A 14,124-nucleotide genomic window follows, 5' to 3' on the forward strand; every position below is an offset into this window, starting at 1 on the left:
AGTGAATCAAGTATATATTTTAATTTTTCTGACATTTATTTTTAAAAGATAAAGCTAATCCTCATTGATTAGGATTAGCTTTCATCTACTATTTTTTAATGACACTTACTTCATCAATATGGAGTGTCGTACCGCCAGGAGAATCTACGTAAAAGCCGATATCGATCGTATTGTTTGTTACATAGATATTATCTAAACTGATATACTTCCAACCCGTATTGTTTGTTAGGTTAATATATTGTGCTGAACCGCCATAATTTGTAATTTCAGCTCTAGCGATTGTTGGTATGGTGTTCTTTACTTTCACCCAACCTTCAAATTTGTAGAACGCGTTGTTTTCAGGAACGGTTATCACTTGATGGATACTCTGTTTATACGCTCCAGGTGCATAGAAATATGCTCTTTTATCGTTTCCTAACGGTGATTCTGGAGGATTAATCCCAGAACCGCTATCGATACCAAACGCTACCGCCTGACCGGTAGGATGCCATTCTGTCCAATTACTGTTATAAGCCGTATCGCGATCGAACCCCCCGTTATCGAGCAGGTTTTTCTCAGACTCTATCGATGATGGAATCGAAGAACTGACTAATAACCTATCAAGGTTCACATTACCAGAATCGGTAGAATCGAATCTGATCGCTATCTTGTTTGACCCAATGTTTAAACTGACGGTTTGTGTACTTGTTTTCCAATCGTTCCAGTTTCCTGTGACTGGCAAACTCAGTTGGTTCGTCTTACTGCCGTTCACGTATAGACTCATAGTCTTAGCAGCTGTAGAGCCGTTTGAGTACCTTAGGGATAACTGATAACTTCCAGTACTAGGGACATCCACTTGAAACTCAGATTGAGAGCCAACAGCTGAAAATTTATCCGCAAATCCTGAACCGGTATAGAACCAATGGTCTTTATTGTTACCGCTCCCACCTGTTAAGGTAGAACTCTCTGCTTCATACTTTGCAGTTACAGGAACGAAAGGTACCGAGATGTTATCGATGTTGATGTTACCAGTGTCATCGGTTTCTCCCGCATATTTATAAGTGATGATATTCTGACCTGCATTTAACGGTAAAGTCTCCGTTTTCGTGCCCCACGTATCCCAGTTTGCAAGATTCGTAAGAAGTGTTTGTTTGACGCGCTTGCCGTTTACGAACACACTCACCTTTTGATTAGCTCCTGTCGCGTTTGCATACCTTAAGTTAACAGAATAATCGCCAGCTGTTTTAACGTTTGTGTAGAACGTAACTGCAGCTCCTTTGTTGTCAAAACCATCTACAAATCCAGTTCCTGTGTAGTTTGTATGGTTGTTATTGAACTTCGATTTGGTCGTAACGGTCTCACCTGATAACGAGCCTTCTTCTGCCTCATATTGAATAGAAGTCGAAGTCACTGTCGCGTTCCCGTTAAGTACGATATTCTTTAATGAAGCACTCTCAGCCGCTGCCTTCACATATGTTACGTCTCCGTACTCGTCTTTTCCAACAGCCCATCCTTCTCCATTAAACGATTGAAGAGCTTGTAAGCTAGGTTGTGATGACAGTGGAGATCCATTGTTTGTCACGCTAGTCGCTGCTTTGTTGTGCACTTTAAAGATGTAGTATTCGAGCGGAGCGTTATACGTACCCGTTTTACCATTGATTTTGACGTTTATTCCACTCGCTCCGTTATCCTTCACGCTCAACAACTGATTTAGATGTGCAGAAGCTTCGTATCCATAAGACGCTCCGTCATCATCATAATAGTTGAACGTCGTCTCTGTAGAATCTGGGAACGTATCCACATAGATCGTCTTCACATTTGACTGTCCGACATAATCTTCCGGCTTTTGAGAAGGAATGATCGCTCCATTCTTTATAAAGAGCGGTACATCCGTCCATGTTTCTGCGTTCAACGGATAAGAGATGGTCTGGTTTCCTGAATACGTTTTTCCTCTGAAATAATCGATCCATGTTCCAGATGGAAGATAGATGTTTTTAGAAGCTTGTTGTTTCTCAACAACAGGAGAGACGAGCATATAATCCCCAAACATCCAGGAATCCACGTTGTTTTTTACGTTTTGGTCGTTTGGATAATCAAAGATTAATGGTCTGACTAAACCTTTTCCAGTTTCATAGGTACTTCGTTCATAAGAATACATGTACGGAAGAAGTTTGTATCGTAGTTGAATGGAACTCTTGGATATTTCTTCTGCTGTCGCCCCATAAAACCATGGTTGTCTTTGTTGATAGTTGTTACCGTGTACCCTAAAAACAGGTGTGAACGCACTGAACTGCATCCATCTTGTATAAAGTTCAGGACTAGGGTTTGAAATCGTACCGTCTTGTTGGTTGAACCCTCCTGTATCCATCCCCCATTTTGCTTGACCAAGGTTAACTGAAGACAGCATTACCGCTCGTTGATCTTCCATTCCTGCGGCCCAATCAATTTTCTCACCCTTCTTAAACTGAATACCGATGTCTCCTGACCAGAGAGTGGTACCGTATCGTTGAGCTCCAGGATAATAGGTTCTTGCCGTCTGCCATACTCTTTTCGTCTTATTGGTATAACTGTTTTGTCCTTCAAAAAGAGCTTGTGAAAGGTGGGTCGTCGTAAAGTTACCAAACCAGTACTGTGCTGAACCTGATGAGACTTTATCCGTCTCATCGTTCCACCATCCAACGATTCCTTTATCAAACGCATCTTTAGAGTTGTTCCATAACCATGTTCGCGCGTTTGCGTTATAAGGATCGATGCTTCGTACATTAACGGGGATAAAATAGTCTTGGTATTCATTGTGACCAGGATACCAATATCCTCCCGCTTGTGCATCGTTGTATTGAACCGTCCGTTGACCTCCAGCTAGTTGTGTCACGATTCGTGGTTTGGTGATTCCAATCATCTTGATACCCTTATTGTCCATCGTGTTTTTAAAGGCTGTATTGGACGAATTTGGAAACTTAGTGGTGTTCCACTTAAATTCTCCGTATTGGTCCTCTCCGTACTTCTTCCAATCGTAATCGAGGCCGTAACTATCGATCGGTATGTTTTTCGCACGATACGTATCGACCATCGAGGTCATTTCGGTCTCGTTCGTATCCCATTCGAAATTAGAAAAACCTAGCGCCCATTTTGGCAGCATCGGTGCTCTACCTGTGATCTCTGACGCAGCGTCCATAATTTCGTTTGGGTTACCTAGCATCACGTAATAATCAAGATCTGTTTTGGTGTACCTTCTACCTTCAGTAGGTGTTCCTCCATAATAAAATTCCATCTTACCTGTTGATTCATCGGTATACGGATAACCTCCGTCACTATCTACGAGAAGGCCGTATCCAGCGGTTGACCACATGAAAGGACCACCCGCATCTCCTTGCTCTCCAGCATGAGCGCCATGTGCGTTGTTGTTACGAAGTATATCTCCGCCACCTTCAAACGCGTTATAACTCCGAATCCCATATACATTATGATTTACTGGGTGAACGAACCTCACACCATCATAAAATACTCCGCCAGACACAGGTTCCCAAAACAAAGTGGTTCCGTCTGCTTTTTTAATGGTCATACGACATGGGTTCTTTTGTATCTCGATCTTCATCTTACTTGTAGACACAACGATAGGATTTGATGCAGTGTTGATTGTAGCCCCCGCGGCCGTCCATGTCTTGTTCGGATCGATTATCGGGGTATCTGGACTTTGTGCCACTCCGTTTGGTCTGTAGTTCACTTTTAAAATATTTGTTTTCAATACCTTGATTTCTAAAAGGTCATCATTCGGTTCTGCTCCGTTATCGATTGTAAGTAAAATCGTATCACCGGTTATACTTGTACCGATTACATTTCCGAGTGCGTTAGCGTAAGCATGCACTTTATGATCAGGAAAAGAACTAAGTGGTGTTAACGAGAGCAATAAGACCGAACAGATAACAAAGAAACGGCTCATTATTTTTTTCATGGCTACCTTCCGCCCTTTCTTTAATATAGCTAGAAAATAGACTTAAGGAGGAATTCCCTCCTTAAGTCGACTACTTTCTTATAACGATGTGATCGAGGTTGATGCCAAGCTGGCTCAAGGAATCATATTGTAAGCGGATCGTATTTCGTCCTGCGTTTAGAGTGACCGGAACAGTCGTCTTGTTCCATGTGTCCCAGTTCGCAGTTAGAGGAAACGAAAGATCTTGCGTTTTTATTCCGTTGACCAAGAGAGCACGCTTCCCAATCCCTCCTGCAGAACTATATCTTACATCGAGCGAGTAACTTCCAGTCGTATCCGCAAAAACATCAAACTGTACGTCATCACCGTTTGTTTCAAACCCATCCACAAAGCCTGTTCCGGTAAACCCAGGATGATTGGTGTTCGTTGTAACGTTTGTAAGTGTTGCAAATTCAGCTTCATATTCGACTTTAGTCACTCCGTTTAACACCACCGTACGACTAGTTGCTGCTGAAGGTAGTTTTACATAAGTCATTTTTTGAACCGAATCGTAAAACCAGCCTTGTGTTGCTGAAACGAGTGATGACAGAGATGTGTATGACGTCAAAGTTGTACCACCAACCGTGACAGAATTTGGTTTCGTTGAAAATACTTGAAGCGTGCTCTTCGTGTTGATGGCAGGTACAGTTATCGTCGCTTTATTCTGATCGTACTGTTCAACTGACGTAATAGTCTTCACGCCTCCACCTATATCATCGTTCCACTCATAAGAAGATGTACCTTTCGGATAGATTCTGAACGTAAGATTGTTATAGCTGTTCAAACTGTTGCCGATCGTTCCACCGAGCTGATATTGAGCGTTTATATTCATCGGGATGATTCCTCCTGCTTTCACAAACACAGGGATATCATCCACTCCTGCATAATAAGAGATCGTTCTCCCTCCAGGTCTTTGTGCTCCGTGCCAAAAGTCGATCCATTCTCCGTTCGGTAGATAGACACTCTTGTTGGTCTCCCCTTCGTTGACGATTGGAGCGACTAGAAGGTTATCTCCAAACATATACTGTTCGTTTAACCCATGAGTATTCACATCATTTGGATAATCTAAAACCATGGCACGCATAAGTGGTACACCTGTATTACTCGTCTTCTTCGCTTCACTATAGATGTAAGGAAGAAGGTTCATCCGTGTGTTCGTATATTTAGCAAACATCGGGATGATAGAGTTGTCACCCGTTCTGGAAGCTGCGTTCCAAGGTGAACGTTCCTCACTAGGACTAGGCGATGCTTTTTCTGAGTGAAACTGCATCACTGGAGAAAAAGCAGCTTGGGAAGTTGAGCGCTTGTAAAGTTCTGCTGTTGGATAGCTCCCTGTGAACCCTGCAAGATCCCAGCTCATAAACGGTACGCCAGAGATACTCGCAGTGAGCCCCGCGTTGATCGCTTGTTGGAACGCATAGAAAGTGGATTCCTGATCACCTGACCAATACACTTGGTATTTTTGAGAACCTGTTGTTCCTGCGCGACTAAACGTTAAAGAATCGGACTTTTTGGAGTGCGCAAAATCGTTGTAAGCTCGGATGTATTCATTAGGGTATTGATTACGCATCTCGTCTCCCTTTTTACCGTTAGAGAACGTAGTGTTTCGTCCCCACACCATCTCACCGCCATCGGTCTTAAATCCATCAATTCCAATACCATCAAACAAATATGCTCTCTTAGACATCCACCAGTTTGTTGCGCTTTGGTTTGTGAAATCTAAAAGCAAACTGTTGCCGAACCATGAATCAAGAGGTAGTCTATATGCTCCGCCTTTTCCATCACCTACAGCATAGTTCTGTGACAACATATACGCTTCATCGTTATCTTTTTGTTGATACGCGTAAGGTGTGTTTTTTTGAATAGGTACCTGCCAGAGAATCAGTTTCATCCCGTTGTTATGTACCTCATCTGCCATCGCTTTCGGATTGGGCCATTTTCCAGCAGAAGGAAACGTGAAGTCATTGTACGAAAACGCTTGGTTTCCTGGTTTTGCGGTATATTGTGCATCGTTAAAGATATAGAACGTATTCTCATCGCTCCATTGTTCGAGCACGAGCGCCGTTGCCGGTATGTTGTTAGCGTTTGCTTGGTTCATCGCATTAGATACTTCTGATTGTCGATCCCATTCGTTTGCTGACATCCATAACCCAAATGCCCATTTTGGAAGCATGGTAGGTTTTGAAGTGATATCAGAGTAGTTAGAAACAACATCTTTCATATCAGTGCCATAGATGAATGAATAATCAAGCATGGAGTTCGCACTTCCACCTGTATCCGCTGTGAAGTTGTACATGTCTGTTTTTTCCGTAGCGAGTTTGAACTTCGAATAATAGGTGGTATTTAGATGGATCCCGTAACCGCTTGTGTTCACAAAGAACGGAATCGCCATGTAAGTTTTTTCGTTTTGGTTCTTGTATTGGTTAAAAACATACGTCTCGACATCATTTCCTCTTTTTCTAAAGTTGTTGTACCTTTCACCGAATCCGTAAAACTCTTCATTCGTTGGTGAATAAAAATGGTTTTGTACTTTGTTCACAATCGTCGATCCATTCGTGAGCCATGAAAGGTTTCGGTTAGAGGAACTATCGTACTCTCTCGCAATAAGTGTTACACCATCTGGTTTGTACACACTCATCTTGTATGGATTTTTATCAATTCTAATTTTCAATTTGGATGTCGATATCATGTAGTGAGAAGTGTTGTTTGTGACCGTGTAGTTAGCGAGGCCCGTCGCAAAATTACTCGTTCCTTTTGGTGAAAGCTGTACACGGAACACATCATCTGCTGTAAAAGAAATGTTTATTTTCGGAGTGAAGCTCCCTTTATCAGGAACTGCATTGAAGATGAGATTGTTAGTATTGTTTGTTAGACCACTGATGCTGCTAACGCTTTCCCAGTCGGTTACAGTAAACGAAAAAGGACCAATTGTCTTTTCATTTGCACCATCTTTGTTCGCATGGATGGTGTAGTTTATTACATCACCCTTAAAGAAGCTACCCATGTTCACTTCCCAATAAGTGTTGTTACCACTGTTGTATTTCCAAGCTCCCCCCTTATTCGTCTGTGGAACTCCGTTCTTCGTCCAGGTAATCCATGTAGACTGACCTGGCTCAACTGGCCACGTCGTAAGTTTAATATAGACGTTCTCCCCTGCAACCGGATCTCGTGGAAACCTTTCTGTTTGTTGAACTGTGTACAAATCGTCGATTCCATAAGGATCATGGAAGACGCCATCAATTGCGAATGCACTCGGAATAGATGAGAAAAAGAAACATACAACCCAGAGCAAAATAAACCTTTGACGTGTTAATTTTTTTCTCTTCATAGAATACCTCTTTCGTTTATTTTGAAAGCGTTTACTATTTTGAACACTTTATCTCCTTTCTTTTTTTAATCAATGAATAAAGTAAGTGGGATTATTGTGAATATATAGAAATTTTTTCTATATAAATTAAAAATAAATTCAGTTTTCTGATAAGTCAATAAATTTTTTATATTTTTCTGATTATCTCATTAAAACAATCGTAAAAAATAAGACAGGTCTTATCACATCAAATTAATAGCTCCGGCGCAGACAATAAAGATAGCAGAAAAAAATAGATAGTAAAAACCAGAATTTCCTATGTAGCTGGTATATTGGGAGTACAGTCATGAGTTCCACAAATTTTTAATCAAAATGTAAAGGTTAATGGATTTAAAAAAATCAAGGTAAATTGCATTAACAATGATTTAAGGAGATAGAATGGAAGAAGCTAAAGGAATACATGAGAAATGAATTTAAAAGTTGTAAATGGATACCGGGATGATACTTGGATTCATACAAAATGAAATAGTTTTCAATTCAATGAAACCCTTTTCTAAAGTTCTTTTTGAAGGCTCTTTCTAGTGCACTGACGTATTTTATTCTATTGGTTAAAATTGTTTTAGGTTTATTCCGAATTTCTTATGAATCCAGGTGGAAGTATGAAGGATCGTCCTGCAAAGTATTTTATAGAGCAGGGATTACTGAAGGGGCAGATAACTGCTGATACCCACTTAGTTGAAAGCAGTTCTGGGAACCTTGGTATTGCACTAGCAATGATTGCACGTTCTCACGATTTATCTTTTACTTGTGTAGTTGATCCGAAAATTTCACAGACAAATCTTAAAATCTTAAAAACGTTTGGAGCAAACATCGTCATGGTAGAGGATAAAGATGATCAAGGCGGGTATTTGAAGACAAGAATTAATAAGGTAAAAGAACTCCTTCAAAAATTACCCAATGGATATTGGATAAATCAATACGCGAATGAAAATAATTGGAAAGCCCATTACTTAGGCACTGGGGCTGAGATGATAGAACAGATCGATGCAAACATTGATTATTTAGTTGTACCCGTAAGCACTACAGGTTGCATTATGGGTACTAGCCGTAAACTTCGGGAAAAACATCCAAATATAACGGTAATAGCCGTAGATGCTGTCGGATCAGTAATCTTTAATACTCCCCCGGGGAAAAGAGAACTACCTGGGTTTGGCGCTAGTAGAGTGCTGGAGATTTTAAATAATACTGAAATTGATAGGGTCATACATGTAAATGATTTAGAATCCGTTAATGGATGTCATGAATTATTACAAAGTGAAGGAATCTTTACTGGGGGTTCATCTGGTGCTTCAGTTGCAGCTCTTAAAAAGTTAGTGAATTCTTTAGATACCCGTGAAAACATTGTAACAGTGTTTCCTGATAGAGGAGATCGATATATTGATACAGTGTATGATGAACTATGGGTCTCCACGGTTATGTTTATGATCAAATAACCTCCTTTTAAATGAAACATAAATGAGCTTGTCCTATTAGGATAAGCTCATTTTGTTGTTCATAAATTGATTGTCTAAGAATATTCTTAGCCCTTAAGACTAGTTCTCTTGGGCTGAAAGGTTTTTTTATATAATCACTTGCTCCAATCGACAAACCATATGTTCCATCATCTTCTCCGATAAAATGAGGATTGGAATCGAATGATTGTCTCTAATCATTTCGCAAAGTTCTTCCCCGCTGATATCTGGAAGCATTAAATCAAGTATGACAAGATCAATGGTGAAAACTTTCAGATGATATAACGCATCTTTTCCATTAAATACACTTATTGTTTGAAATCCTTCCTTTTCAAAGTATGCAGAGATAACATCTACTAATTTGGGCTCGTCTTCTATGATAAGAATACTTACCATAATTCCCCTCCATATTTTAGTAAGAAAGTTTTAATAATTAATTATTCTTTCTTGATATCGACGTTTTCAACAAATGAATTAATTTTGATTCTAGGGTTTTCAATTTATCATCTAATAACAGAATATCATCTAAATTGTTCTGTTCCTTATTTTTTATGTTATCTAAGATACTTCTCATTTCTGGAAGTAATTTAGAAAACGATTCGAGGATTTCCTTTTCCTTTTCCAATATTCACACACCTCTTATTTTGAAAAGCGTTCCTTTAAATTAAGTAATTAATAATTATACTGGAACTATCTAATGGTGATATTTGAATGATGAATATTTTTGTCTTCTTGATTTAATGCTTCTCAGTCGAATTAAATAAATCATGACGAGTAAAAAAACAATATAAAGTGCTACCAGAAGATAAGTAATTATCACTAAGGGACTAAATTTAACCATTTTAACTTCTTCACTTTTTTTCGTTTTTTTCAACTCTTTAGTTAAAGAATACTCTAATAATACCTTCTCATTTTGGTCTTTAATAACTAATAAACCATCCTTGTTAACTTCTGAAATAATCGGAATATTTACCCCTGCTGTAAAAAACAGATTTTTATCAATATTATATCCTTCTGCACTATGGATTGTTGTAAGATCATCTTTAGAAAATTTCTGCGTCAGAAAATGAGTAAAACCATAATCTAATAAACTGGTGGTGTCCGAATATGCCGCTTCAGAAGAGTTCGCTTTTAAAGCGACAGCTATTAATTCTGTTTCTTCACGTTTCGCCGTTGTGACCAATGTAGTCCCGGATTGATCAACATAACCATTTTTGCCGCCATTAACACCCTCATATCTCCATAACATTTTATGATGATTGTAAAGAGTTGTATCCCAGCCTTCTCCAACCCAACGTAATTCTTTTGTTCGGAAGATTTCTCTAAACTCCTTATTTTTCATAGCATATTTAGTAATCATGGCCATATCATAAGCGGTTGTTTGGTGATTAATATCAAACAAACCATGAGGATTTTTAAAAGTGCTGTTATCAACTCCGATTTTTTCTTTTGTGAACCGATTCATTTCATTACTAAACGATTCAACACTGCCTGCCATATGTTCGGCGATAGCCACTCCCGCATCGTTTCCTGAATTGATTAATAAACCTTGCACGAGTTTTTTTAAAGGTACTTGTTCCCCTGGTTCAAGATATACTCTCGTTCCATCAACATCTCTTGCCTTTTTACTAACAAGAACGTTATCTGACAGATCACCTTCTTCAATAGCAATTATGGCTGTTAAAATTTTAGTAATACTGGCAGGATACATAGGTTTATGACTATTCTTTTCAAAAAGTACTTCACCTGTGGTTCCATCGATTAAAATAGCTGTTTCACTAGAAATCAAACCTGGATTATTACTTGTTGCTGCAATAGAAAATAGGTTGAGAAACATGAGTAGGATTATTAAAAATAGTACACAGATGGTGACAAGTATTTTCTTTTTTAGTTTCATATTTAAGCCTCATTATTAGTTGGTTCAAAGGAGTATACCATTAAAATATGAATTTTTTATGCAGTAACCGTTTATCTGTTTTATAAATAATAGAGTAATTATGCAGTTTTTATGGATTTTCGTAATATACGTTTATACGACCTCTCATTGGGTACACTTTTTATGTAATTAAATCCCTAAAGACGAAAGGATGTAGTTTTTCATGCATGAAACGTACCAACAATGTATTGATGAATGTCTGGCCTGTATGAAAGAATGTAATCATTGTTTTGACGCATGTTTAAATGAGGAAGACGTAAAAATGATGGCAGAATGTATTAGGTTGGATAGAGCCTGTGCAGATATCTGTTCGTTTGCTGCTACAGCAATGAGCAGTAACAGTCCTTTCATAAATGAAATTTGTTCCCTTTGTGCTCAAGTTTGCGAAGCATGTGGAAATGAGTGTAAAAAACATGATCATGAACACTGTCAGCGATGTGCAGAAGCTTGTTTTAAATGTGCAGAGGCTTGCCGTAGGATGGTAAGTTAATTAAAGTTTTAAAGTCTAGCATTAAGCTTTTGCTTAATGCTATCTTTTTTTCGTTTCTCATGAATTGAATAACTAATGAATGGGGGTTGTAATAACTTATGGAAGATTACAAAAAAAACAGTATAACTTTAAAAGGAGCCGTTGGTTTAGGGACTGGCGTAATGATAAGTGCATGAATCTTTGCTTTGTTAGGTCAGGTTGCAGAATTGTCCGGTTCTTTCTTTCCTCTAATGTTTATTATAGGAGGTATCATTACCGGGTTTAGCGCTTATTCTTACATAAAAATGAGTAATAAATTCCCATCTGCTGGTGGCATTGGAATGTTTTTTGTTAAATTATATGGTAAAGGAACTATCACAGCTTCTGCCTCGTTATTATTGGCTTTTTCAATGGTGATCAATCAAAGTCTTGTAGCAAGAACTTTCGGTACATATACACTACAACTATTTGATAGGGATCAAGAGGGTTATTTGATACCGTTATTAGGGGTTTTACTTTTAGCCATCGCGTTTATTATAAATATTTTAAGTAATAAGTTTATCGAAACTTTTACCTCTTTGGTATCTTTATTGAAAATTCTGGGGCTAGTCCTTTTTTCAATAGTCGGCTTATCTGTATCAAATTTTTCGTTTAATGTTGCTGAAAGTACTGCTTCTGTTGATCCGTCCATAATAGAATACATTGGTGCTATTGCACTGACAATATTAGCTTTTAAAGGTTTTACAACAATAACCAATAGTGGATCAGAGATTAAGAATCCTCATCGAAACGTAGGTATCGCTATAATTATTTCAATCTCTATCTGTGTCATTGTTTATGTATTACTTGCTTGGGCCGTCGCAAGCAACCTCTCCATAACTGAAATAATTAATGCTAAAGACTATGCATTAGCAGAAGCTGCAAAACCTGCTTTTGGTGTTTATGGATTATGGTTCACTGTAGGATTAGCGATTATTGCTACCATTACAGGAATTATTGCCAGTGTGTTTGCAGTATCACGAATGCTAGCAATGTTAACTGATATGCATCTAATCCCACACAAACATTTTGGCATGCCCGGAAATATCCAGAAACACACTTTAGTCTATACTATTGTAATAGCAATGGCTCTTACTATTTTATTCGATCTTAGCAGAATCGCATCACTTGGAGCAATTTATTATCTTATTATGGACATTATTTTTCATTGGGGTGTGTTTCGAAGACTTCATAAAAAAATTAATGCAAATCCATATATTGTATTATTTGCGATTTTCTTTGACACTATAGTATTGCTTGCTTTCATTTGGATAAAAGTCTCAACTGATTTACTATTAATTGGAGTTGCTATTGTTTCTATTCTGCTAATCCTTATAGTTGAAAAATTCTTTTTAGGTGCAATCTCAACTGAAGAAAAACAAAATACTTAAAGATAGAAAAAGAAGCTGACATTTGTCGGCTTCTTGTTATTTTAAGGTAGTATACATTTGTTATGATTTGCCTTGCTTAGTAGATACATTATAGTTTCTTTATCGGATGAACATGGCAGTTCATATACTTGCTCATACCTTTCAGGACCCTTCCCTGTAATAAACACCCAATCTTTTGTTCCATTAACCTTCCTCCAAGCAAAACTAATGGCTTGGGTTCGATCTGGAATTACTACAATAGGATAATCAAGGAATCTTTCTTTTAATTCATTTAAGGAACAAATCATATCTTTTTCTTCTTCACCGTTTAAATCATCTAGTGTTAGTATTATTAAATGACTAAATTCTTTAGAAGAATCTATCATAGCATCTCTCTTTGTTACGTCTCTTTTACCTCTAAAACCAAGAACATGTATGATTTGTTCTGCATGTTCGCGCTCTGCAATTTCTAAACAGTATTTAATCGCATCAGCAGTATGTGCATAATCAATGACAAAGGAAGCCCCATTATGATGCGTAAACGTTTCGAATCTACCCGGGACACCTGAGAATGACTGTAATGAATTGTGAATGGAATCAATGTTATAGCCCATTCTGTTACAAGTCAGTATCGCAGTCATCATGTTCCATCCGTTATGTACACCTGGTGTAGTACACTTTATTCGATAAGAATTGCCATCTATATTATATTTGAACTCAGAAAAGTAAGAAGGCAGTATTTCTTCGACTATTAAACTATTCTCACCAATCCCTATTGTGAATAGAAGAGTTTTAGATGTAGTCAACTTATCGGCTAACTTTTTTCCCCAATCGGTATAAGTGGCGATAATAGCCTGTCCTGTTGGTTTTAACTGATTGAAAAGCCTCGCTTTAACCTGAAAATAATCCCACATATCTTTATGATAATCCATATGATCATGACTTAGATTGGTGAATATAGCAAAATCAAAGTATATTCCTTCAATACGATTTTGTTCGATACCGTGTGAAGAAACCTCCATGATTACAACATCATCATCACTTTTCGCAATTAGTTGGTTCAATTCAATCGAATCAGGTGTCGTATTTTTAGATTGAATTACCTCGTTGTTAATAATCGTATTTACAGTGCCAATTAGTGAGCAGGTTTTTCCTTGCAGTTCTAGTATATGCTTAAGCATATAAGCAGTGGTAGTCTTGCCATTCGTTCCTGTTATACCTATCATGATGTGTTTTTTATAGGGATAGCCATAAAAGCAGCTTACTAGCTTCGCAAGTGTCTTTCTGCTGTCTTTTACTCTAATATAAGGAATTTCAGTTGATTGATAATCTGATTCTCCTAAAATAGCAACTGCCCCAGAATCGACTGCATCTTTAATAAAACCATGACCATCTACTTCATATCCATTTATAGCGACAAACAAATCTCCTTGTTCAACAAACTTTGAATTTGACTTTATCCCTTTTATGTCTATCCTGCACGCATTCGGATAATCATCTATTGATATATTTAATTCTTGAAGTAATTTTATTAATTTCATAG

Annotated in this window: 8 protein-coding genes; 3 read left to right on the plus strand and 5 right to left on the minus strand. The window is 37.9% G+C overall.

Features of this window, described 5'->3' with window-relative positions; translation table 11 throughout:
- Positions 1-88: 88 nt before the first annotated feature.
- A complete protein-coding gene (locus M3196_RS05665) occupies positions 89-3,931 on the minus strand; it encodes a TIM-barrel domain-containing protein (protein WP_251321241.1) in 3,843 nt (1,280 codons plus the stop codon).
- 70 nt (positions 3,932-4,001) lie between these two features.
- Positions 4,002-7,277, minus strand: coding sequence for a TIM-barrel domain-containing protein (locus M3196_RS05670; RefSeq protein WP_251321242.1), 3,276 nt, complete (start codon positions 7,275-7,277; stop codon positions 4,002-4,004).
- Positions 7,278-7,897: 620 nt separating this feature from the next.
- Here M3196_RS05670 and sbnA point away from each other — a divergent pair.
- A complete protein-coding gene (gene sbnA / locus M3196_RS05675; protein WP_338082927.1) occupies positions 7,898-8,749 on the plus strand; it encodes a 2,3-diaminopropionate biosynthesis protein SbnA in 852 nt (283 codons plus the stop codon).
- 126 nt (positions 8,750-8,875) lie between these two features.
- Here the strand turns inward: sbnA and M3196_RS05680 are convergent, their stop codons facing one another.
- Together M3196_RS05680 and M3196_RS05685 are read right to left on the minus strand one after the other, a co-directional pair.
- Positions 8,876-9,163 carry a response regulator transcription factor gene (locus tag M3196_RS05680; RefSeq protein WP_251321243.1) on the minus strand — a complete coding sequence of 96 codons (288 nt, stop codon included), beginning with the start codon at positions 9,161-9,163 and terminating at the stop codon, positions 8,876-8,878.
- 298 nt (positions 9,164-9,461) lie between these two features.
- Positions 9,462-10,664, minus strand: coding sequence for a D-alanyl-D-alanine carboxypeptidase family protein (locus M3196_RS05685; protein WP_251321244.1), 1,203 nt, complete (start codon positions 10,662-10,664; stop codon positions 9,462-9,464).
- A 202-nt stretch (positions 10,665-10,866) separates the two neighbouring features.
- On the opposite strand from M3196_RS05685, the gene M3196_RS05690 reads away from it, so the two are divergent.
- A complete protein-coding gene (locus M3196_RS05690; protein WP_251321245.1) occupies positions 10,867-11,193 on the plus strand; it encodes a four-helix bundle copper-binding protein in 327 nt (108 codons plus the stop codon).
- A 185-nt stretch (positions 11,194-11,378) separates the two neighbouring features.
- Entirely contained in the window at positions 11,379-12,602 is a 1,224-nt protein-coding gene (locus M3196_RS05695; protein ID WP_251321246.1) for an APC family permease, read from the plus strand.
- 41 nt (positions 12,603-12,643) lie between these two features.
- Here M3196_RS05695 and M3196_RS05700 read toward each other — a convergent pair whose 3' ends face one another.
- Positions 12,644-14,122, minus strand: coding sequence for a UDP-N-acetylmuramoyl-L-alanyl-D-glutamate--2,6-diaminopimelate ligase (locus tag M3196_RS05700; RefSeq protein ID WP_251321247.1), 1,479 nt, complete (start codon positions 14,120-14,122; stop codon positions 12,644-12,646).
- Positions 14,123-14,124 lie beyond the last annotated feature (2 nt).

The sequence above is a fragment of the Fictibacillus nanhaiensis genome, assembly GCF_023715445.1.
Lineage (GTDB): Bacteria > Bacillota > Bacilli > Bacillales > Fictibacillaceae > Fictibacillus > Fictibacillus nanhaiensis_D.

Coding starts and splice junctions, on each gene's coding strand:
- M3196_RS05680 (WP_251321243.1), bottom strand. CDS start 9,163: ATGGTAAGTATTCTTATCATAGAAGACGAGCCCAAATTAGTAGATGTT.
- M3196_RS05700 (WP_251321247.1), bottom strand. CDS start 14,122: ATGAAATTAATAAAATTACTTCAAGAATTAAATATATCAATAGATGAT.
- M3196_RS05670 (WP_251321242.1), bottom strand. CDS start 7,277: ATGAAGAGAAAAAAATTAACACGTCAAAGGTTTATTTTGCTCTGGGTT.
- M3196_RS05685 (WP_251321244.1), bottom strand. CDS start 10,664: ATGAAACTAAAAAAGAAAATACTTGTCACCATCTGTGTACTATTTTTA.
- M3196_RS05665 (WP_251321241.1), bottom strand. CDS start 3,931: ATGAAAAAAATAATGAGCCGTTTCTTTGTTATCTGTTCGGTCTTATTG.
- M3196_RS05690 (WP_251321245.1), top strand. CDS start 10,867: ATGCATGAAACGTACCAACAATGTATTGATGAATGTCTGGCCTGTATG.
- sbnA (WP_338082927.1), top strand. CDS start 7,898: ATGAATCCAGGTGGAAGTATGAAGGATCGTCCTGCAAAGTATTTTATA.